The organism is Pseudomonas veronii, from assembly GCF_002028325.1.
GTDB classification, from domain to species: Bacteria; Pseudomonadota; Gammaproteobacteria; order Pseudomonadales; family Pseudomonadaceae; genus Aquipseudomonas; species Aquipseudomonas veronii.
This window is the reverse complement of the sequence record NZ_CP018420.1, coordinates 204,159-224,601: the sequence shown is the minus strand read 5'-3', so window position 1 is coordinate 224,601 and position 20,443 is coordinate 204,159. Positions and strand designations below refer to the sequence as shown.

At 57.0% G+C, this 20,443-nt stretch carries 20 protein-coding genes and 1 pseudogene; 7 read left to right on the top strand and 14 right to left on the bottom strand.

Annotation, left to right across the window (positions count from 1 at the left end):
* Positions 1-33 precede the first annotated feature (33 nt).
* Genes PverR02_RS31560 through PverR02_RS31555 form a run of 4 tightly spaced genes read right to left on the bottom strand, consistent with a single transcriptional unit; the run spans position 34 to position 2,270 of the window.
* On the bottom strand, positions 34-357 hold the full coding sequence (locus PverR02_RS31560; RefSeq protein ID WP_152031979.1) for a hypothetical protein: 324 nt from the start codon (positions 355-357) through the stop codon (positions 34-36).
* Positions 354-1,229, bottom strand: coding sequence for a radical SAM protein (locus PverR02_RS00990; RefSeq protein WP_152031978.1), 876 nt, complete (start codon positions 1,227-1,229; stop codon positions 354-356). The genes PverR02_RS31560 and PverR02_RS00990 overlap by 4 nt, the downstream gene beginning before the upstream one ends.
* Positions 1,226-1,906 (bottom strand): dTMP kinase, encoded by a 681-nt coding sequence (locus PverR02_RS00985; RefSeq protein ID WP_079442606.1) that lies wholly within the window; start codon positions 1,904-1,906, stop codon positions 1,226-1,228. The genes PverR02_RS00990 and PverR02_RS00985 overlap by 4 nt, the downstream gene beginning before the upstream one ends.
* Positions 1,899-2,270, bottom strand: coding sequence for a hypothetical protein (locus PverR02_RS31555; protein WP_152031977.1), 372 nt, complete (start codon positions 2,268-2,270; stop codon positions 1,899-1,901). The genes PverR02_RS00985 and PverR02_RS31555 overlap by 8 nt, the downstream gene beginning before the upstream one ends.
* A gap of 1,151 nt (positions 2,271-3,421) precedes the next feature.
* Here PverR02_RS31555 and PverR02_RS00980 point away from each other — a divergent pair.
* Positions 3,422-4,641 (top strand): IS3 family transposase gene (locus PverR02_RS00980; RefSeq protein WP_227778763.1). Its coding sequence is split into 2 segments (ribosomal slippage): positions 3,422-3,767 and positions 3,767-4,641, totalling 1,221 coding nucleotides; the frame shifts between segments, so codons are not numbered across the junction.
* A gap of 946 nt (positions 4,642-5,587) precedes the next feature.
* Here PverR02_RS00980 and PverR02_RS32170 read toward each other — a convergent pair.
* Positions 5,588-5,911 carry a hypothetical protein gene (locus tag PverR02_RS32170; RefSeq protein WP_157717969.1) on the bottom strand — a complete coding sequence of 108 codons (324 nt, stop codon included), beginning with the start codon at positions 5,909-5,911 and terminating at the stop codon, positions 5,588-5,590.
* A gap of 328 nt (positions 5,912-6,239) precedes the next feature.
* Here PverR02_RS32170 and PverR02_RS32165 point away from each other — a divergent pair.
* A pseudogene (locus PverR02_RS32165) lies at positions 6,240-6,422 on the top strand (transposase domain-containing protein); the annotation flags it as partial.
* 177 nt (positions 6,423-6,599) lie between these two features.
* On the top strand, positions 6,600-8,219 hold the full coding sequence (locus PverR02_RS00970) for a methyl-accepting chemotaxis protein (protein ID WP_079442605.1): 1,620 nt from the start codon (positions 6,600-6,602) through the stop codon (positions 8,217-8,219).
* Between the two features lie 276 nt (positions 8,220-8,495).
* Here PverR02_RS00970 and PverR02_RS00965 read toward each other — a convergent pair whose 3' ends face one another.
* From PverR02_RS00965 to PverR02_RS00950, 4 genes are all read right to left on the bottom strand, one after another.
* Positions 8,496-9,560, bottom strand: a complete 1,065-nt coding sequence (locus tag PverR02_RS00965; protein WP_227778873.1) for a 2,3-butanediol dehydrogenase — start codon at positions 9,558-9,560, stop codon at positions 8,496-8,498.
* Positions 9,561-9,977: 417 nt separating this feature from the next.
* Complete coding sequence (locus PverR02_RS00960) at positions 9,978-10,565, bottom strand: protein kinase family protein (RefSeq protein ID WP_057006118.1); 588 nt, start codon at positions 10,563-10,565, stop codon at positions 9,978-9,980.
* Positions 10,562-11,134, bottom strand: coding sequence for an RNA polymerase sigma factor (locus PverR02_RS00955; protein ID WP_017848620.1), 573 nt, complete (start codon positions 11,132-11,134; stop codon positions 10,562-10,564). The genes PverR02_RS00960 and PverR02_RS00955 overlap by 4 nt, the downstream gene beginning before the upstream one ends.
* A 38-nt stretch (positions 11,135-11,172) precedes the next feature.
* Entirely contained in the window at positions 11,173-12,795 is a 1,623-nt protein-coding gene (locus tag PverR02_RS00950) for a vWA domain-containing protein (RefSeq protein WP_079442603.1), read from the bottom strand.
* 741 nt (positions 12,796-13,536) lie between these two features.
* Between PverR02_RS00950 and PverR02_RS00945 the strand changes: the two genes are divergently transcribed.
* Positions 13,537-14,715, top strand: coding sequence for an integrase core domain-containing protein (locus PverR02_RS00945; RefSeq protein WP_372340312.1), 1,179 nt, complete (start codon positions 13,537-13,539; stop codon positions 14,713-14,715).
* A gap of 200 nt (positions 14,716-14,915) precedes the next feature.
* On the opposite strand, the gene PverR02_RS00940 is transcribed toward PverR02_RS00945, so the two are convergent.
* The 3 genes from PverR02_RS00940 to PverR02_RS00930 are packed head-to-tail and all read right to left on the bottom strand — an operon-like array spanning position 14,916 to position 16,638.
* Entirely contained in the window at positions 14,916-15,569 is a 654-nt protein-coding gene (locus tag PverR02_RS00940; protein ID WP_079442601.1) for a DUF799 domain-containing protein, read from the bottom strand.
* Complete coding sequence (locus PverR02_RS00935) at positions 15,566-15,928, bottom strand: DUF4810 domain-containing protein (protein ID WP_017848623.1); 363 nt, start codon at positions 15,926-15,928, stop codon at positions 15,566-15,568. Before PverR02_RS00935 ends, PverR02_RS00940 begins: the two co-directional genes overlap by 4 nt.
* A 29-nt stretch (positions 15,929-15,957) precedes the next feature.
* Positions 15,958-16,638 carry a CsgG/HfaB family protein gene (locus PverR02_RS00930; RefSeq protein ID WP_017848624.1) on the bottom strand — a complete coding sequence of 227 codons (681 nt, stop codon included), beginning with the start codon at positions 16,636-16,638 and terminating at the stop codon, positions 15,958-15,960.
* Between the two features lie 328 nt (positions 16,639-16,966).
* Here PverR02_RS00930 and PverR02_RS00925 point away from each other — a divergent pair, with 328 nt between their 5' ends.
* Positions 16,967-17,578, top strand: coding sequence for a hypothetical protein (locus tag PverR02_RS00925; RefSeq protein WP_079442600.1), 612 nt, complete (start codon positions 16,967-16,969; stop codon positions 17,576-17,578).
* 16 nt (positions 17,579-17,594) lie between these two features.
* The gene (locus PverR02_RS00920) at positions 17,595-18,182 is read left to right on the top strand and encodes a hypothetical protein (RefSeq protein WP_079442599.1); all 588 of its coding nucleotides are present in this window, start codon (positions 17,595-17,597) and stop codon (positions 18,180-18,182) included.
* Positions 18,183-18,272: 90 nt separating this feature from the next.
* On the opposite strand, the gene PverR02_RS00915 is transcribed toward PverR02_RS00920, so the two are convergent.
* Both PverR02_RS00915 and PverR02_RS00910 read right to left on the bottom strand, forming a co-directional pair.
* Positions 18,273-18,893 (bottom strand): hypothetical protein, encoded by a 621-nt coding sequence (locus PverR02_RS00915; protein WP_046488829.1) that lies wholly within the window; start codon positions 18,891-18,893, stop codon positions 18,273-18,275.
* A 223-nt stretch (positions 18,894-19,116) separates the two neighbouring features.
* Positions 19,117-19,509, bottom strand: coding sequence for a DUF2846 domain-containing protein (locus PverR02_RS00910; protein WP_174630493.1), 393 nt, complete (start codon positions 19,507-19,509; stop codon positions 19,117-19,119).
* 508 nt (positions 19,510-20,017) lie between these two features.
* On the opposite strand from PverR02_RS00910, the gene PverR02_RS00905 reads away from it, so the two are divergent.
* Entirely contained in the window at positions 20,018-20,275 is a 258-nt protein-coding gene (locus tag PverR02_RS00905) for a hypothetical protein (RefSeq protein ID WP_046488837.1), read from the top strand.
* The last annotated feature ends 168 nt before the right edge of the window (positions 20,276-20,443 follow it).

Here is a 20,443-nt window from a genome sequence, read left to right as displayed (position 1 = left end):
TGCTGAACAGCGGACACGTTTGACGTCAATTAATTATTCTTTTTCTTGGTCTGACTCTTCGTGCTTTGGCCCATCTTTATCCTCTAACGCAATTTTAGGAAACTCTTCACCACGAGCGTTTGCAGACTGCCTTGCCTCATTAACAAGTAACTTTATTAGATCGTAAACTCCATTTGAGAGAACATTAAAACCTATAGTAATTAATATAGTAGATACTAAATCCCCCTTAGTATTTTCGACACTCTCAGATTCAACTTCTACCGTCCCCCATCCTTTCTGCAAAATATTTGCAGAAATCTCAGCGAGCAGCTCACTACTTGCCGGAGTAACAAAATCGGAACTGACAATAATTTTCATTTTTCCCCCATTGGCACCTTTGTGCCGTTCAACCTTATTATAGATTCAATTAATTCAGCATTCTCGATTGTCAAGTCGATGCCAACACCATCAATCGCACCTGTAGTGTGCTTCTGTAAAATCCCTGAAGGGTGCAGAACCCAATAATTACTATAAAGGTTCGTCCGACGCTCAATGATTTTCACATCAGACACCAAAAGATTACGCGCCCGCCGCACTACTTCCTCAAACTCAAACTCGCCTACGCTATAACTTTCAAAGGTATCTTTCTGATTAGCTGGATGAGGTTGAATTAAACACCATTCCTTCACCCCCGACTTATCAACCCACTTGAGCAACTTATCAAATGTAGAGTCAAATTCAACGGAAGAAGTAACCACTGTATTAATGCGCAATCTCTTTGACCGGGTGGATTCATCAACCCGACCAAGTATTTCATTGACGCTTTTCCAAGCATTGACATTTCCCCTCAGACGATCATGAGCATCCCCATATGCGTCTATGCTTAGAATTAGCCTAGTAAGGCCCAATGAGACAAAATGAGGTAGAGCCTCGATATTTTCCTTTCGACCGACGCCGCTGGTTGTAAGAGTACAGAAGATCCCACTCTCATGAATTTTCTCGATGAGACTACGCAGCTGGGGATAAACTAATGGTTCTCCACCTCCTATATCGATTTTCTGAACACCCAATTGGGTAAATATACTTAAGACACGGTCGACCATCTCAGTCGGGATGGTTTTTTCAGTCTTTGGAGAGAAGCAGTAAGGGCAATTGAGCGGACAAATATCAGTAATATGCCACATAACTTGAGGCAAGACAGAGTTTGCCCCACTAGAAAAAAAAACATTTTGTACCGGGTCATAAATCAAAGTAATGATCTCTTCACCAATATCTCACAAACAGAGCCAAGTATAGTCGTTTTTTCAATCAATTTCCCACTGAGATCTTCACAGCTTACTCGTTCTGTATCCGCTCGAGTCTCACACAAATGATTGTATAACTTCCAAGAACCAACTTGAAGATCTTGATCACCCTCATACACATCAAGTTCGCTATCAGTATATCCACGCGCTCCTTTTTTTTGCATATTCGAAGCTGAAGACTTTGGAGACACATTAAAAATAAGAAATAGATCTGGCCGAGGAATACCTAGCTCCTCAAACTCAAGTTGCTCTACCCATTCCAGCATACAATCCGGATCAACAGAACGTAGAGATTGGTAGACCATGCTCGAAAGGGTGGAGCGATTTAGTAAAACATAGTCAGAAGCCAGCCACTGCTCACTATTTCGATCATAATCACTGCGCCGATCAAGTGCATACCAAAGAGCCATTGACTTAGGATCCAAAGTACTAGCAGAGCGTCCTCGCTCTTGACCTGAGAGCAACAGCCCGATTTCTCGACCAAAAAACATTTCGTATCGAGGGTAATCAGCTACCCAAACGATCTTCCCACTTGCTCTTAAATAATCGGCTAAGAGCTTGCATTGCGTTTCTTTACCGCTTCCGTCAATACCTTCAAATGCGATTATATTCGGCTTAGCCATTTCTATTCTCTGCCTCCAGTCGATAGGCGGTGGAGATAAGTGATACAAGTATTGAAGGCTCAACAGAAAAATCTAGAGCCGTGCGTTTAAATTCAAGCGCACGTGCCGCTGGAGAGGCTGTGTCCAATTCTGCGGAGCCATATACACTCCATGCTGCGAGTTGGGTTAACTTTGGCGGCGGCTTTGTAGCAAGCTGAAATCCGTTCTTACTTAAAGCCGAATTATACCAATCTAGCAGCAACTGGCCTTCAGAATAGGTCAACGTCAACAGTTGACTGTCGCTAACGTGCTCCCCCCCGAGTTGAGCCCAATGGGCCAATAGTTTTTTACTGAGGCTAGGAGAGGAGTCGGGTGCTAAATTCATGTACAGAACCTCTTTTAGGCTGCCTTCTTACAAATTTGTGGCAGATTCACAGGCGGCAAACACACCATATCGCTGCCCGTCAATCAGCTTAAGCCATTCAGTTTAGAGGTCTGAAAGGTTGTGTTCCACCGCTTTATCGACTTCTTTAGCCTATTCTCATAATCTGTCACATTCACGATCTTTGATACTACGCGTTAGGGGACGGGATTCTGCGTAAAGCTGATACCTACGCATGGAATCGCCGTCCCTCAAAAGTAGGCGAGCTTTCAGCACTTCGCTCATACGTGCTTATGATTGTCTCCTGCCGATGAAAGCCAAGAAAAAAGCAGGGCAGAGCAGATGCAAACGGCTGGTCTGGTTAAGTTCGTAAGCACTGCGGGAGGTGGATGGACGACGAAGCAGTCTTAGTGGGACGCTGCGATTGGCACCGAAGCTTTCGCCAGTCACTGCTTTCACTCAACGCACTGATACCCACTCGTTCAGCGAACCGGCCGACCGCCGTGACGCGAACCAGGTCACAATAGCTCGCGTCGGGCCGTAAAGCCCGCTAGGGCAGCTCAACGAGGCTTTAGATATTCAAAGAACTGATTGAACGAAGACACAGGGCCCCGTGAGGCGTTCATGCTTAGCAAGAAATCTTGCTGCACCTCATACGGTGTGGGTGCCGGTTTTACACAATTCGAGGACCAGCAATACCACTGTCACCCCGGGCTAGCTGATGGCCAGCTTTTCAGCGGCGATCAAGGCCCTAGCGATCCGCCCTCGCACCACAACAGGACCACGAGCCGGGCAGATATAGCCCCCGACTTCGTCTGTAATCGGGGGAGTGGGTTGAGGTTCATAATAGGCTGCAACGGAAGCCCCCATCCTCCAAACCTGTAGCAGCGAATGACGTGATGGCTACTTCCGCTGGACAAGGCCCCCCTACTCAAACTCGCGTCAATAAATGGAGGGAGCGCATTCAAAACGCCGCTGCAAGATGTAACACTGGTATTGCTTGTACCACTACATCTTCGTTGTGACCCAGCCAGGCGCAATGGTAAAAAACTTATAAATCAACTAGATAGAAAAATAACACCTGTGAACGAGCCCCATGAAAGACAGGACACCGTTTCCCCCTTACGATAAGGGATAGGCAAACGGGTATGTTTATGACTAACAGCAACGATAAGGGTGGTGAGCTGCTCGGCCAGGAACGCCGACGCCGCTGGAGCACCGACCAGAAGCTGGCCATGGTTCGCGAGAGTCTTGAGCCGGGACAAAGCGTGTCCGTGGTGGCCCGACGCAACGGCATCAACGCCAATCAGCTGTTCCTGTGGCGCAAGCTGTACCAGGACGGAAGTCTGTCGGCGGTCAGTGCTGGCGAAGCCGTTGTACCGGCGTCGGAACTGACCGATGCGCTCAAGCAGATCCGCGAATTGCAGCGGATGCTGGGCAAGAAGACGATGGAAGCCGAAGTCCTAAAAGAGGCCGTGGAGATTGCCCGGTCGCGAAAATGGATTGCGCACTCACCCTTGTTGCCGGGGGACGACCAGTGAAACTGGTCAGCAAATGTCTCGGTGTGTCGCGCTCGCAACTAACGGTTCGAATCAAGCAATCGGTATCGCCCAAAGTACGGCGACGTCGGCTCGTGAACGATACGGAATTGGTCGCTGAGATCAAGCAGCAAGTCAGCGAGCTACCAAGCTATGGCTACCGCCGCGTTTGGGGCTTGTTACGCCGCGAACGTGAAACCCGGTCGCGGCCACCGATCAACGTAAAGCGGGTCTATCGCGTCATGCGCGACCACAATCTGTTGCTGGAACGACGCATCAAGCAACCTGGCGTGCAACGCCGGCATGAAGGCCGCATCGCCGTTCAAACCAGCGACACTCGTTGGTGCTCGGACGGCTTCGAGTTCCGCTGTGACGATGGTGCGAAGTTGAGTGTAACTTTTGCTCTGGACTGCTGTGACCGAGAAGCCATCGGCTGGGTCGCCAGCCCAACAGGCTACAGCGGTGATGACATCCGAGACTTGATGTTGGAAAGCGTGGAGAAGCGTTTTGGCGATCAACTGCCAAGCACGCCGGTGCAGTGGCTGAGCGATAACGGCTCGGCTTATATCGCCGAGCAGACGCGTCTGTTTGCTCGCCAGATCGGCTTACAGCCGGTAACTACACCGGTGCGAAGCCCCCAGAGCAACGGTATGGCAGAGAGCTTCGTGAAGACGATCAAGCGTGATTACGTTGCGCATATGCCCAAACCGGATCGAGAAACGGCGCTGCGCAATCTGACGATTGCCTTCGAGCATTACAACGAGCAGCATCCGCACAGCGCGCTGAAATATCGGTCACCAAGAGAGTTTAGGCGCTTGGCAGCAGCATCAATTTAACAGGGAGTTGGTGTCCGGTTTGATAGGGGCAAGTCCAACCTGTAACACCTATTGTTTAGCCCCCCCTTCGCCCCGCAAGTGGCTCATCCTTCAGCGACATTGGTCGTGGCGTTCTACTTCAAAATCAAAGGCGCCCTTTTGGTCGTCGAGACTCAATACGGGATTGGAAATCTGCATGATCGTTTCAGCGTAAGAGTACCAATCTAAGTGAGATTATTAACTGCTTTGCACCAGTACATATTAATTTCGCTAGGGCCCCTGGGCATTTCGAAAAGACACGGGGCATAGAACCCGCCGGATCGTGTTAGCGGAAGGGCACCCAGCTTAGTGAACAGGTGAACCTGGTGAACTGCTGTTCACCTGTGCATATGCCCTACCCTTTCAGCCATCTGCGAGCACCATTACCAATACGGTAACGATGCCCTTTTTTCTTCAAGATCCTTTCAATTTCAACATTGAAATTTCAGTAAGCTGGTGTGGTTGCCGCTACCACGATCCCGCGGGTTTCATGCCCCGTACCACCTTAATACTCCCAGGGGCCCCGCCAGTTTTTGGCACCAGGGCTAGCTTCCGTCGCCGAAAATTCGAATAGCTGCATGCCACCCTGTAACGACTGCGAGACCGTGGGTTGAATAGAGGGTGCGCCTTAATGGCATTTCCCAATTCCCCAGCTACTCTCCAAGCCGCCAGGTGCAGAACGCTTGCCCCACAGCAGACGTGCGCTGACTTTCTGCGTTACACGCAGGGGCAGCGTTACATCGGATGTACGCTAGACCTCTAAACTGTGTAACGGCCCTAAAAGCCAATGAAAACGGGCGTTTGGCGATAGGCGTTACACGAGTAACACGCGTTACACCGGTTTTAGAGGGGGCTGTGTAGGTGCTCTCATACTACCGTTCCAAACTGGCCCTCATGACCAGGTGAGCGCTGTACCGCTGTTGGTCGGTTAAAAATAAAAATGACGCAGCCAAGGAGACAGCCAATGCCAAGATTTATCATCAACAAGAACGCCCAGGCGAATGGTGATCATGAAGTCCATGATGCGACCAACGGATGCCGGTTCATGCCTTCCCTTGAAAACCAGGTCGAAGTTGGCACCTATCCCACTTGTCATGGAGCCGTAGCCGCAGCTAAACAAAAATGGTCGGATAGCAGGATTAACGGCTGCTACTACTGTTCCAACCAGTGTCACACCAGCTAGTAACCCAAAATAGATGGCAGCATTGCATAGGGCATTAATGGGCCAGGCGAGCTGGCCGTGTATGCCCACATGTATGCCTAACCGAAAACCTGTCTGCTAGCCCCAGTAAATACTGGGGCTTCATAGCCCAGTTCAAACGACGCCGGGCGCTGTCTCAGACAGTCTACGAAACACCCCAAGAAGCCCACCCCGTGCGGGCTTTCTTATTTCTGGCAATCCATCTCTCTCCAACCCGATAACTTCCCACAATGCATGCCTTGAGACTCCTATAACTGGAGGCATACAGAAAGCCGCCCCTTAGCAAACACCACGCTCGCCGGCCTGGAACCTGACCACGCTACCTATCGCGAGCAAGACGGGAACGGCCTCTACTTCACGGTCTTGGCTGGGTCTCGGCAGCCAACGCGCAGCTGCGCTGACGAGCCTGATCCAGCCGACTAAGCTCAATGGGCATGATCCATCTGGTTATCTCAAGGATGTACTAACCAGCGCGCCAGTAAGATCGCCGGGTTGTTGCCGCATAACGGGTTACCGTTACGCAACCTGTAATGCCCATTCGGTTACCGCGCAACTCGCATGAAAGTCCTTGTGCATGACGGCTTCGGGAGCTGGCTCCGCCGCAGATTGAAGCAAGGCAAGCTACACCGGCCAGGCGTTCGCCAACCACATCGCCTTTCGACGACATCCTTAAAGTTTCCGGCTTTGAGTCGATATCCTGTTGAACATATCAACAACCGTTGGAAAACAGGAATCTTGTATGCACCTTAGAAATCTCAACGTAGCGCCACGCGCTGCCCTGTTTTTCGCGTTGATTATTGCGTTGGTTTTTGTGCTCGGCGCATTCGCAGTCGTGCAAATGGGCAAGCTGAGGGACTCCGAAAAAGACGTCGAACTCAATTGGATGGCTAGCATCCGACAAACGGGGCTGATGAACAGTACAGCCCTTCGCTTGAGGCTCGAAACACAGCGTGGCCTTGCTGACCCTCAGTCGATACAAAAAACGATTGATAGCTTCGCCAGCTACCGTAAGGCGTTCAACGATGCGGTGGCGAATTATGAGCCTCTGATAGCGAGTGATAAGGAGCGTTCGTTTTATACACCGGTAAAAAACAGCGCCGATGCCTACTCCAAACTAATGGATAGTCTTGAACCGTTGATGAGGCAGGGTGACGTAGCGGCTGCGGTCAACCTGGTGAGGACCGGCATCCGCCCTCTGACGAACACGATGGAAATGCAGATCAAAGACTTGACCAACTTTAACAACGACGGCGCGGCGCAGGCTGGGCAAAACGCAACCGATCTTTATAACAATGGGTTGTGGTTGGTTGTCGGCCTTATTGCTGCCGTTGTCGTCCTGACAGTTGGTTTGGCATTGCTGTTGACGAAAAGTATTACCTCTCCGATTAAAGATGCCCTGTCTGTCGCGGAGCGTATCGCGGCCAGCGACCTCTCCAAAGAGGTATTGGTCAGCGGGACTGATGAAGCTGGACGACTGTTGAAAGCCCTCGCGCAGATGCAGACAAACCTGCGAACTACAATTATGCAGATATCCGATTCGTCCACCCAACTGGCCTCTGCGTCAGAAGAGATGACAGCGGTCACTGAGGAGTCGAGTCGGAGTCTTGTCGCCCAAAATGACGAGGTCAATCAGGCTGCCACAGCGGTCACAGAAATGAGCGCAGCTGTTGATGAGGTCGCTCGTAACGCGGAGTCGGCTTCCGAAGAGTCAAAGCGTACCCAGGGCTATACCGAAATAGGTTTGGAGCGAGTGGCTCAGACATTGAAGTCCATTCAAAAGCTGAACGGGAACGTTGAGAACACGAGTGAACAGATTCAGGGGTTGTCAGATCGTGCCCAGAGCATCACTAAAGTTGTCGAGGTGATTCGGGCCATTGCAGAACAAACCAACCTGCTGGCTTTGAACGCGGCTATCGAGGCAGCACGCGCAGGCGAGCAAGGCCGTGGGTTTGCGGTAGTTGCTGACGAAGTAAGGGCGTTGGCCCATCGCACTCAGGTGTCGACACAAGAAATCGAGCAGATGATCGCTGCCATCCAGAACGATTCTGATCTCGCCGTGAAGGCGATGAATACGAGCAGAGACCTAGCGACCGAATCACTTGGTGTCGCCCAAGAGGCCAGTACCTCGCTGGATCAAATAGCCACCGCCATTGTTCAGATTAATGAGCGTAACCTCATGATCGCCACGGCGTCTGAAGAGCAGTCGCATGTTGCGCGTGAGGTTGATCGTAATCTGGTCAGTATTCGCGAGCTGGCAACTCAGAGTGCTGCGGGTGCCAGCCAGACGGTCAGTGCAAGCGGTGAGATGTCAAAACTGGCGGTCAACCTGAATCAGTTGGTTAACCGATTCGCGGTGTGAAAAAGGCGCCGAGCGAAATTCATGCTTGGGGCATATCACGCCTCGATAGATGACTTGACCAAACGCGTGCTGATGTCGGCACGCCTGTCTGGCAGATGTGCTGATGCAGCGCTTACCCACAAGCCCAGGCCGGACGGGTGATCGGTGGCGACTCGCTACTCGTCGGCAAATTCCGGCAATACGGCATGAGAGGCCGTCGATAGATTCCATCAGCCGCACGCCACCCTTGCCACTCACAACGAAGTGGCAAGGGTGACGCACTGCTCATCGCCCGCTTCAGACCCGAGCAGGCGACACAATGATTTTCACGTTGTGCTCCTTATTCTTGACCAACTCCTCAAAGCCCTGCCCCACGATCTGTTCCAACTGGATACGCCCCGTCACCAGCGGCGTAATGTCCAGCCGTCCATCGGCGATAAACGCGATCACGTCAGCGAACTCGCCGTTATAGGCCAGCGCGCCCATTACCTGTTTTTCCGTCGCCACCAATTCGAAAAAGTTGAACTCGCTGGGCTCCTCGAAGATCCCCACCAGGACGCACTTGCCGGCCTTGCGGACCAGGTCGATTGCGAGTTTGGCCGTGTGTTTGTTACCGATGCATTCGAAACTGACATCCGCACCGAGCCCGCCCGTGAGGCGGCGGACTTCGGCCAGGGCGTCGCACTCATTGGGATCGAGCACATGGGTCGCGCCCACTTCCCGGGCCTTGGTCTTGCGGGCGCCGGACATTTCCAGCGCGATCACCTGCGCCGCACCGGCCGCCTTGGCGCACATGATGGTACACAGGCCGATGGTGCCGGCACCGACCACCACTACGTTTTGCCCGAGCAGGCTTCCGGCTTTTTTCACTGCGTGCATGCCCACCGCCAGCGGCTCGATCAGTGCCCCGGCTTCAGCGGGAAAATTCGCCGGCAATTTGTACAGCAGGTTGGCGGGCACGTTGACCAGTTCGGCGAAGGCACCATTGTTCATCAGCCCGGTGAAGGCCAGGTTCTCGCAGATGTTGTACATCCCGTGGGTGCAGTAGTAGCACGTGCCGCAATGCTGGCACGCATCGGCCGCCACCGGCTCGCCGACGCTGAAGCCCTGCACGCCGGCGCCGAGTTCGACGATCTCGCCACAAAACTCATGCCCGAGGATGCACTGCCCCTTTATCCCGGTCAGCGGGTGCGGGGCGTCGACCGGTATGAACACCGGCCCGGCCACGTACTCATGCAAGTCGGACCCGCAGATTCCGCACCACTGCACGCGGATCTGCACCCAACCGGCCGGCGGCGAAATGGGCAGCGGGACGTCTTCGACGCGGATATCGTGACGGCCGTGCCAGACAGCGGCGCGCATGCTGCGTTGCGGATTGATCGAAAGGGTCATAGCGAAATCTCCTTGGAACGATTGGCCCTGGCGCCCCGCAAGAGTCCGCCAGGAGGGGCGTCAGCGCGGTAGCACAAGGTCCAGAACCAGTCGATTGAGCTGTTGCGGCATGCGACTCATGACGCCGCCACGGGCAGAACCGGGAAAGGGAGTTGGGCAGGACATCGGGCACCTGTTTTTATTATTGGGTCACCAGTCGGGCTGGTTACCAGAGCCAGAGCAAGGCCGGTGCCAGATCCGCAAAAGCACCTGAACAGGCCTTGCTTAGAGCGGTCCGCTGGAACCCCAGGGGCGGCCGCGATCGCGCTCGAATGAGACGCGCCATGTCAGACCACACCTGGTGGCGATGAGACGGCGAGACGTTGCGTCTCACCGCCCGCCCCGCGTTCAGCGCTTGCGCAACACCTCCAGGCGCGCCGGCAAGTCCTCCTGGGGAAAGCGCGCGTGCAACGCTAGCAGCTTCTCATCCGCCGCTTGGCTGTCCCCGGCCGCCCGCAGGTTGACGATTTCCTGCAAGCCCTCTTCCAATGAAGGCAGTGCAACCGGTGCGCGCTTGCTGAGCCTGGCCGGCGATTGATCCGACAACGCACCGGCAATTTCGGCTTGGACCGGCGCGCTTTCGGCTCTGGGCGCGACGGCCATCCGGGCCATCGGCGCGGGGGCCGGGCGGGCGCTTTCTGGGTGGGGCGCGGAGAACGTCGCCGGGGAGATGTCGGGTTGAGGCACGGGCGAGCGCATGACCACGCCGATCATCAGCGCTAACCCTGCGACGGTGGCGAATGCCATCTGCCAGCGTGGGCGTTGGCAGGCGTGCAGCCAGCGTTGCCAGCGGCTGGGTTGCGGCGCTGGGGTTTCGCGGCGGGCGGTGGCGAGGATGAAGGCGTCGAGGGACGCCGGTGGCTCGCCGCGGCTGTGTTGACGCACGTGCTGGATGAGCAGGTCGTCGGGGTCGGGGGTGTATCGGGAGTCGGTCATGCGGGTATCTCCTCGGCCAGCAGGCGGCGCAGTTTCTGCTGGGCGTAACGCAGGCGGCTTTTCACGGTTTCCAGCGGGGCGCCGGTGAGGGCGGCGATCTGCGGCACGTCGAGGTCGCCATGCAGGCGCAGCAGGAAGACTTCGCGCTGGTCTTCGGGCAAGTCTTGCAACGCGGCGTCGAGACGCGCCTGGTCGCGGCTCAGGCTCAGATGCTGCTCGGGGCCGGCGCTGGTGTCGGGCTGGGCGTGCAGTTGTTCATCGTAACTGTCGTGCAACGGGTTGTGGATGCCGTGCTTGCGCCAATAGTCGATCAGGCGGTTGCGGGCGATCTGGAACAGCCAGGTACGAAAACTCGCCCGGCCTTGTGGCTGGGTGGCGCTGCGGATCAGGCTGAGCCAGGTCTCCTGATAAATTTCCTCGGCCAGTTCGGCCTTGTTGCTCAGGGACACCAGGAAGCGGTAGAGACCTTGGCGGTGCCGCGCGTATAAGGCTTCGAACGCGGCGCCGTCACCGCTTCGGTAGCGGGCCAGCAGCGATTCGTCGCTGGGTGAATCATCTGGAGCGGGCATGTCGGTGGCGAACTCCTTTCTGGTCGTTGTGTTCACGATCAAGGTTTGAGGCTTTGCGCCACTTCCACCAGTTGCACGAATTCATTGCGCAAGCCGAACGGGTCATCGCCCCGGGCAGAGCGGGCGAGTGCGGCGGTGTCCTGCAAACTCATGCTGCCAGTGTAGCGGCCATCGCCCTTGAGTTGCTGGGCGAAGGCGGCCACGGCGGCGCAGAAGCGCAGGTCGTCGCTGGCCTTGGCCGAGGCGTTACTCACCGGCCGCTCGATCAAGCGGCTCGCGCCACCGGCCGCGGGCTTGTAGCGCACGCGCAACATGGCCAACTCATCGGAAGCGCCCGATACCACAGGCGCGGCGGCATAGCGCAGCGGCTCCAGCCAGCCCTGCTGGCCCTTCGGTACAATTTCGTACAGCGCGGTCAGCGTGTGCCCGGCGCCGATCTCTCCCGCGTCGACCTTGTCGTTGTTGAAGTCCTCACGCTTCAACGCGCGGTTTTCATAACCCAGCAAGCGGTATTCGCTGACCTGGGCCGGGTTGAATTCCACCTGCACCTTCACATCCCGCGCCACCACCGCCAGGGTCGAGCTGAGTTGGTCCACCAACACCTTGCGCGCTTCGCGCAGGGTGTCGATGTAGGCGTAGTTGCCGTCGCCCGCGTCGGCCAGCTGCTCCATCAGGTGTTCGTTGTAGTTATCCACACCGAAGCCGAGGGTGGTCAGCGACACACCGCTTTTGCGTTGTTCCGCGGCCATTTGCTTGAGGCTGTCGAAATCGCTGACGCCGACATTGAAGTCGCCATCGGTGGCCAGCAGGATGCGGTTGATGCCCTGCTCGATAAAGCCTTCGCGGGCCATCTGGTAGGCCAGTTCGATGCCTGAAGCACCGGCGGTGGCGCCGCCCGCGCTGAGTTGGTCGATGGCGTTGCGCAGCTTCACTTTGTCGCGCCCGGAGGTCGGAGGGAGCACCACGCGCGACTCGCCGGCGTAGACCACCAGCGACACGCGGTCCTGCTCGCGCAATTGATCCACCAGCAATTTCAGGGTGCTTTTCACCAGCGGCAAGCCTTCGCGGCGGTCCATGGAGCCGGACACATCGACCAGAAACACCAGGTTGGCCGGCGCCAGCTGCGCTACGGCGCGGTCGGAGGCCTTGATGCCGATGCGCAGCAGTTGGGTGCGCGGGTTCCACGGGGTGGCCGCCAGTTCGGTGGTCACGCCAAACGGCGAACCGTCGGTGGGCAAGGCGTAGTGATAGGGGAAGTAGTTGAGCATTTCCTCCAGTCGCACAGCACCCTCGGGCGGTAGACGGCCTTGGTTGAGGAAACGTCTCACGTTGGCGTAGCTGCCGGTGTCGACGTCGATGCTGAAGGTCGAGACCGGCGTTTCGGCGACCCGATGCACCGGGTTGTCCGGCAGGTTGGCGTACTGCTCGCGGGGTTCGCTTTGGTAATCCAGGGTTGCCGACTCCTGCATCCGCATCGGTGCAGGCATCGCCTGGCGCTTGACCAACGCGCCCTGGACCGGCGCGCTGTGCAGCTCGGCGACGGGCTCAGTCGGTTTGGCTAAATCAGGGGACGAAGACAGCCCACAACCGGCCAGCGCCACCAGCAAAGTAACCGCAAAGCCCTGGGCAGCAGGACGCAGGAAAAGCAGAGGATGGGACATGGACTGAACCTCGTGAATGAATGATCCGTTCACAAGGTCAGACGCAAGGTGCGGGGTGTTCGGGTTAAACCCTGGATTAGATATCGCCTCGGACAGTGTGGGAGGGGGCTTGCCCCCGATTGCCAACTGTCAGCCGCTGCATCGGGTGACTGACCCACCGCCATCGGGAGCAAGCTCCCTCCCACATTTGATCTTTGGTGGTGCCAGAATCGAGACTGTTAACTCAGCCCGGCGCGCTGCCCCGCCTGAATCCTGGTTTAGATAACACCTCAATCAGTGTGGGAGGGGGCTTGCCCCCGATGACCAAGCGTCAGCCACTGCATCGGGCGACTGACCCACCGCCATCGGGAGCAAGCTCCCTCCCACCTTTGACCTTCGGTGGTGCCAGAATCGAGACGGTTAACTCAGTCCGGCGCGCTGCCCCGCCTGAATCCTGGTGTAGATAACACCTCAATCAGTGTGGGAGGGGGCTTGCCCCCGATTGCCAACTGTCAGCCACTGCATCGGGCGACTGACCCACCGCCATCGGGAGCAAGCTCCCTCCCACCTTTGATCTTCGGTGGTGCCAGAATCGAGACGGTTAACTCAGTCCGGCGCGCTGCCCCGCCTGAATCCTGGTTTAGATAACACCTCGATCAGTGTGGGAGGGGGCTTGCCCCGGTACAGACCGGAGACATCCTTTACGTTTGAAACCGGAGACATCGTTTACATGTATTAATCATGGCCAGGAGGTAACTGGCCATGTCATGGAATCGAGAGTCCCCTATGGACCAAAAAGTCAGATTGATAGGCGACTGGCTGTCCGGCGCCTATTCAAAACGTCAACTGGCATTGAGCTACGGCATTAGTCGACCGACCTTGGACAAGTGGCTGCAACGGTACGCCACTGCGGGCTTGGACGGACTCAAGGAGGCTTCACGCCGTCCACTCTCAAGCCCTTTTCAAACGTGCGATGCACATATTGCTGCTCTAATTGAGCTCAAGCATCAACACCATGACTGGGGCCCCAAAAAGCTGGTCAAGGTCCTTTCCAATCGCTATCCGGAATGTCATTGGCCGGCACCCAGCACGGCGGGGGAATGGCTCAAACGAGCGGGACTGGTCCAAGAGCGGCGCAAGCGCAATCGTCCGCCTACCGGCCCCGTCAAACTTCGCCCGGCAGACCTCCCCAATCAAACGTGGGCCGCTGACTTCAAAGGTGACTTTTTAATGACGGATGGCCGACGCTGTTACCCGCTGACACTCACGGATCAGGCCAGCAGATTCATATTGTTGTGTCGTGCTCAGCCCAGTGTGGCTGGGGCCCGCGAGGGTTTTGACTGGGCTTTTCGCGAGTATGGTCTGCCTGACGTCATCAGGACTGACAACGGTTCACCCTTCGCTTCAACCGGCCTCAACAGGCTCTCGAGTCTGGCCGTATGGTGGATACGACTGGGTATCTACCCAGAGCGTATTCAGCCGGGGCGACCCGATCAGAACGGGCGGCATGAGCGTATGCATCGCTCACTCAAGGCCGCGTTACTGAAGACGCCAGAAGCCAATATGGTCCAGCAGCAGTTGGCGTTTGAACGATTTCGACAGGAATTCAATCATGATCGGCCGCACGAGGCGTTGGGTATGAAAGTGCCGAACGATCTGTACGATAAATCGCCAAGGATCTATACAGGCTGGGTACCTCCTGCCGAATATGGAGCGGATATGGAGGTACGCAAAGTCAGAACAGACGGATCAATGAAGTGGAGGGGCAGGATGATCTTTTTGAGTGAGTCACTGGTAGGAGAGTCCGTTGGACTGCGAGAAGTGGACGACAACGTGTGGGACATGTACCTATGTAACTATCCACTGGGTAGGCTAGACAGCGGTGCAAGCCGGCTGTCCAGCACCCAGAAACGTAAAGGATGTCCCCGGTCTCGTTTGTAAAGGATGTCTCCGTCTGTACACCCCGATTGCCAACTGTCAGCCACTGCATCGGGTGACTGACCCACCGCCATCGGGAGCAAGCTCCCTCCCACCTTTGATCTTCGGTGGTGCCAGAATCGAGACGGTTAACTCAGCCCGGCGCGCTGCCCCGCCTGAATCCTGGTTTAGATAACACCTCCCACCTTTGACCTTCGCTGAGATCAGTCCGTACCGTATTTCGGGTTGCGCGGACCGTACAGCAGCCCGGTGCGCTGCCCTGCCGAGAGCAGGCGCGCACTGGTGATGCCCGCGATCGGATGCGCTGCGTCGGTGGAGCTGTTGATCACCTGCTTGACCGCCGCTGTGATCAACATGCCCACCAGGCCGCCGCCGTTGTTATTGTTGCCTTCCTCACTGGACGCACGCGCCGAGCCGGTCCACAGGGTGGTGCCGGTGCGCAGGTCCACCAGTTTGGCCGAGGCGGTCACCGCGGTGTTGCTGGAGATCAGCATGTACTGGGTGCCGTACTCGCTGACGGTGATGTACAGCGCTGCATCCGCACCGAAGATGTCATGCAGCTTGGCCGGCGGCACGCCCTGGATATCGTTGGCGGTGGTCAGGCCGTTCTGGCGGAAGGTTTCGTCCACCAGGGCAATCGGCAACACGTAGTAGCCGGCTTCGGCCAGCGGGTAGGTCACCTGCGAAACCATGCTGTAGGACGCCTGCACTTCCGGCGATTCATTGATCGGCGGCAGCACCAGGATCGACTTCGGCCGCGCCTGTTTGTATGCCGTGTAATCAATCGTTTTCGGTGCCGCGCAACCGCCGAGCAAGGCCAGGGCCAGCAAGGCGCCGGTGAGTTTCAATAGGCTCATTTGGTGGCGACTCCAGTCTTGGCGTTTTTCAGCAGAAAGTCCATGTACGCAGCGGATTCGGGGAACAGCGCCTTCTCGGTGCGGAACTCCTGCACCATCTGGTCATCCTTGCCCATGCTCAGGTACAGCATGCCCAGGTGGGCGTGGTAACCCGGCGGTGCTTTGCGGCCACTGGCGTTGATCTTCTGCAGATCGCGCTCCAGGGCCTCGACCTGCGCTTCCTTGGGCTCGCCCTTGAAGTACTCGTAAACCTGCGGCTGGTAGCTTTCCCATTGATACAGGGGTTGAGGCGCCGTCTGGCACCCGGCGACCGTCGCGATTGCTGTCAGCATCAGCGCCAACTTCACTGCCTTGCTCATCCGTGTACTACTCCTTGAGGGGTTGCCAATCAGTTGCGCGGGTTCCAGGCGCCGGCGTTGATGCCGTCGACCAGGCGGTTGATCGCTTCACGCATGGCCAGGTCGAGCACCTTGCCATTGAGGGTGGAGTCGTAGCTGGCGGTGCCGCCGAAGCCGATCACTTCACGGTTGGACAGCGCGTACTCACCGGCACCCTGGGTGGAATACACCACTTCGGAAGTGCTGATGTTGACGATATTCAACGCGACTTTGGCGTAGGCCACTTGCGTCTTGCCACGGCCGAGGATGCCGAACAACTGGCGGTCGCCGGTTTCTTTGCGGCCGAACTCGGTCACATCGCCGGTCACCACGTAATCAGCGCCTTTGAGCTTCTGCACGGTGCCTTTGATCGCGGCTTCCTGGGAAATTTCGCCCATGTTGTCGCGGTCCAGCACGCTGAAGCGGTTGGTCTGCTGCAGGTGGGTGATCAGGATGGTCTTGGCCTGGCCGCCGAGACGGTCGACGCCGTCGGAGAAGATGCCACGCATGTAGCTGGAGCGGTTATCGAACTTGCCCACGGCAATCGGCACGCGCACGCCGGAATAGGCGACGTGGGCGCTGGCGACTTGTTCCACCGGCATCGCGCGGTTGCTCTCCGTGGCGCAACCGGCCACGGTCAGCAGCGCTGCGACGGCAACGCCGGACAGCAGGATTTGGGACAGTGTTTTCACATGTTGCTCCTAAAGTGAGGAAATCAGCAGCGTTCGGTGTAGCGAGAAACCGGGCACGAGGCGATACCCACCCCTTCGAGGTCGAAGGCGTCGGGCCAAGGGCGGCAGTTTCAGGGAGGGAGGCAGGCTGGCCTGCGCAAAGGCAAGAACTCGCGCGTAACTGACTTCATCCCTGAACATGTCGGGTCGCAACGGCTGCAGCATTTTACGGGGTTGAGAGGGGTTCTCAAGGTGTTTCGTCGGAGGGCGTGCGATGACGCACATTCCTCAAGTTTTTGGGCTATCGGTCGAGACACTGGCCTGGCTCATTCATTAATAGGGAAATTGTGTGTTGAAAACCCTCTTCCGGGCAGCGACCCTGATCGCCGCTCTGTCGATGACCGGTTGTGTGTCCTACACCGTCACCGGCCCCATTGGCGCCCCGCTCCACCCCGCCGCCATCGCCAGCCCGCGCAGCGCACAAATCGCCGATGTGACGGTGAGCGCCGCCGACATCAACGACGCCAACAAGACCGCGATCAGCCGCTCGCTGACCGCCCAGCTCAATCAGTACGTGAGTACTGCGGGCTACTTCAAGCAGGTCACCGAATACCCCGTGCGCCTGGGTGAGCAGGACGTGTTGCTCAAGTTCAACATGACCTCCCTCAAGGGCCACCGTGGCATACACCCAGGCTATGTCCCCGGCGCCTTGCTGACGCTGACGGTCTGGATCTGGGTCAACGGCCCGATCTACGTCGACACCTTTGACGTGGCCGGCGACCTGGTGATCGTCGATCGCGATGGCAAGGAACTGGCGAGCGCCAAACACGAGGTCAAGTTCGAGCGCAACGTCGGCCTCTACGGTCGCGAATACTGGGCCCCAACCATGGGCGCCAAGCAACTGAACGAACTGGTCGCGCAACTGCTCGACACCGCTACCGCGAAGCTGGCCAAACCGTAATTTCAAGGAGCGACACATGAAAGGATTGATCAAACACAGCCTGGTCCTCGCGGCCATCTTGCTGACAGGTTGCGTGTCTTACTCGCAACACGAACTGCCGCCCGTGCAAACCTGGCCGCCGACCGCCAACGCACCGGCGCAAAAACCCACGGCGTTCGTGCGTACCACCGCGCTCCGCCAGGTCAACAGTGGCCCGGGCAACACTGCAGCCGGCGCTCCGGCGGCGTTGTGGGAAAAGGCCGTGGCGGATTCGTTTCGCCAGTCCAACCGCTTCTCGCGGGTGAGCACCGACAAGGTCGACTCGGACATCTACGCCGACGCCACCCTGTACAACAACGAACAGTTCAACATGGCCTCGGCGATCATCACTGGCGTGACGTTCTTCATCATCCCGTCCACGGCGAAGAACACCTTCACCCTGGAAACCGTGTTCAAGGACAAAGACGGCAAAGAACTCGGGCGCGTCAAAAAGAGTGAGTCGGTACGCACCTGGATGCACCTGGTGCTGATCGTGGGCATCCCGTTCCAGGCGGACACGCGGGAAGTGGTGGAGGCGTTGACGCGCAGCACGCTGGATGAGGCGGTGCAGCGCAAGTTGCTGTAACCCCGCCCCTGTAAGAGCGAGCTTGCTCGCGAAAAACCAGAGAACACCGCAGGCATTGAGCATGCCCGCGGTATCGTTGCCTGCCTCAGCTCACTTGATCAGGTCAGGTCGAGTGATCTTGAGCATCGCGGCGCTCACCGCGCCCTGAACCGAGCAGGTGATCATGCCATTGCTGGTCTTGGCCAGGTCACTGGGGGCGGGCTCGACCATCAAGATGCGTTCGGCCGTATCGGTGACCAGCTTGCCTGCATTGTCATCGCCACCCTCCGGCACCCAGGCTGATTGCTTATGCGACCAGATCTGCGCACGAGCGTAGATACCGTTGGCTTTCTCCAACTCCGTACCCGGAACTTTACTCAGCTGTGCGTAAAGCGCGTCGGGCGCCTGCTCGGTGTAGAAACCCCAGTTGATGATCCGCGAGCCCATCAGGTCCTGGTCTTCGGCGAAAAAGCCGGTCAAGGTCATACCGTCAAGCGTCAGTGGCGTGTCGAACATCCAGCGCTGGCCCATATCGGATTTTGTGCCGCCGCTGAGCGTGATCTTGCCGTTCTCCACCTTATGGGCGACACGTTCCTTGAGCCCCGGCTGGCTTACCACCGCCAGGGAGTTCTGGTCGCAGGCGAGAAAACTTTGCAGGGCAGGCGCCGCGGCGAAGCTGCTGGTGCAGGTCGCCAGAGCAGTGAGCGAGATAAACAAACGATGCATTTTCATTGAAGAGCTTCCTTGGGTCTAAACAATTGCGGGCCGGAAGGGTCGGGCGTTTAGCGGGGGATTTGCGTCCATACGGTGCCACTCCGACTTATGTCGCGTGTCAGTCAACGAGGGTTGAAGAGTCGCGTGTCAGCCCCTTATCAAGCTAAGTGTGCAGGGCGGATGAACAGCGACAACGGCCGGGCTCGGAGCTCGGAGCTCGGCCGCCTTAAGCGCTTTTAACTTACTTGCTTTCTTTTGCCACGGTGCCCAAGGACGCATCCTTGACCAGATAACGGCCTTCCAGATCGCTCAGCACTTTGAGGCTGTTGCGCGCCACGGCAAAGCCCATTTCGACTTCCTGCTTGAGGTAAACCACCTCACCGGCCTTGACGTTGATTGGCATGTCCGCCCAGTTTTCAGCCTTGGAGCTGATCATGTGCTTGCCCGGCGTCACGAAAAAATAGATGTACTGGTTACCGCGGTTGTAACCCATCTCCGAGTCGGCTTCCTTGTCATCCAGGAACACGTTGAACCGTACCAGCATCCCGACGTTGCTAGGGCGCACGACATACACCAGGCCTTTATCGGCCACGGCAGCCTTGGGCAGCGAATAGCTCGCCACGTCAGCCTGCATCTTCTCCACCGACGGGGTCGAAGAACAGCCAAACAGCGTGGCCAGGGACACAACGACAGCGCCTTTGCAGAACAACTTGATCATGTATTTCTTCCTTGTGGGTAGCGGTGGGGCGGATTCGAAAACGCCGGCGAAGGCCGGTTCAGATTGTTGATGCGTCTGGGCATCACCAGTATGTCGGCAGCGGATGGCATTGCATAAGGCATTGTGCCATCACTCTGATGCCTTGCGCGGTTTTGGGTGAGGGGCTTATAGTCCGGCCGTCGCCCAAATGGCGATCAGGTTTGGCGACCTGACAACAGAGTGCAAAAGCAATCCGCTTTCATGCAGGTGTTTTTGCACCCGCAAAGTCGTACCTTTTATGGCGGCTGTGCGCGGGAGACCCCCGGGTCTGCCGGTTTACTCTGTTGCCGGTTCGCCAACCTGCGTACAGCTGCCACCCATTCGTTTGGCGACGATTGAGTGGTGGCCTCAACCACTTAACAGAGTGCCAATTATGAACCGTTACATGCCCCTGACCGGCCACGACTGCACCGTCCCCGCACTGCTCATCGACACCCAAGCCCCCCTCGACGTCCTCCACGACGCCGCCGTGCACCGCATCCAAGCCGTCACCCAACTGCTGGAAAACCTAGCCTTTCGCGAACAGCTCAGCAGCGATGCCGTGGTGCTGCAAGACTTTGCCCATCTACTGGCGATTCCGCTGCGCGATGGGTGTGATTTGTTGGATGTGATCAGCCGCAGGCTCAATGCCGATCCAACCTGAATAAAATCGGGCGGCCTTGGTGCCGCCCCGGTTTGTGCAGATAATCAACTCTAGGCCCCACCATTAAAGAGAAATAGGAAGGAGAAATAGGGGTGAGAAATAGGGGTCAGACCACCATTATAAGACTAAGAAAAAACAGCCTTCGGACGACATACCACTCCTCGGATA

Bases quoted from the DNA above. Each gene is read 5' to 3' on its own strand.
- PverR02_RS31560 (WP_152031979.1), bottom strand. From the start codon at position 357: ATGAAAATTATTGTCAGTTCCGATTTTGTTACTCCGGCAAGTAGTGAG.
- PverR02_RS00985 (WP_079442606.1), bottom strand. From the start codon at position 1,906: ATGGCTAAGCCGAATATAATCGCATTTGAAGGTATTGACGGAAGCGGT.
- PverR02_RS31555 (WP_152031977.1), bottom strand. From the start codon at position 2,270: ATGAATTTAGCACCCGACTCCTCTCCTAGCCTCAGTAAAAAACTATTG.
- PverR02_RS00970 (WP_079442605.1), top strand. From the start codon at position 6,600: ATGCACCTTAGAAATCTCAACGTAGCGCCACGCGCTGCCCTGTTTTTC.
- PverR02_RS00965 (WP_227778873.1), bottom strand. From the start codon at position 9,560: ATGCGCGCCGCTGTCTGGCACGGCCGTCACGATATCCGCGTCGAAGAC.
- PverR02_RS00960 (WP_057006118.1), bottom strand. From the start codon at position 10,565: ATGACCGACTCCCGATACACCCCCGACCCCGACGACCTGCTCATCCAG.
- PverR02_RS00955 (WP_017848620.1), bottom strand. From the start codon at position 11,134: ATGCCCGCTCCAGATGATTCACCCAGCGACGAATCGCTGCTGGCCCGC.
- PverR02_RS00950 (WP_079442603.1), bottom strand. From the start codon at position 12,795: ATGTCCCATCCTCTGCTTTTCCTGCGTCCTGCTGCCCAGGGCTTTGCG.
- PverR02_RS00945 (WP_372340312.1), top strand. From the start codon at position 13,537: ATGTCATGGAATCGAGAGTCCCCTATGGACCAAAAAGTCAGATTGATA.
- PverR02_RS00940 (WP_079442601.1), bottom strand. From the start codon at position 15,569: ATGAGCCTATTGAAACTCACCGGCGCCTTGCTGGCCCTGGCCTTGCTC.
- PverR02_RS00935 (WP_017848623.1), bottom strand. From the start codon at position 15,928: ATGAGCAAGGCAGTGAAGTTGGCGCTGATGCTGACAGCAATCGCGACG.
- PverR02_RS00920 (WP_079442599.1), top strand. From the start codon at position 17,595: ATGAAAGGATTGATCAAACACAGCCTGGTCCTCGCGGCCATCTTGCTG.
- PverR02_RS00915 (WP_046488829.1), bottom strand. From the start codon at position 18,893: ATGAAAATGCATCGTTTGTTTATCTCGCTCACTGCTCTGGCGACCTGC.
- PverR02_RS00910 (WP_174630493.1), bottom strand. From the start codon at position 19,509: ATGCAGGCTGACGTGGCGAGCTATTCGCTGCCCAAGGCTGCCGTGGCC.
- PverR02_RS00905 (WP_046488837.1), top strand. From the start codon at position 20,018: ATGCCCCTGACCGGCCACGACTGCACCGTCCCCGCACTGCTCATCGAC.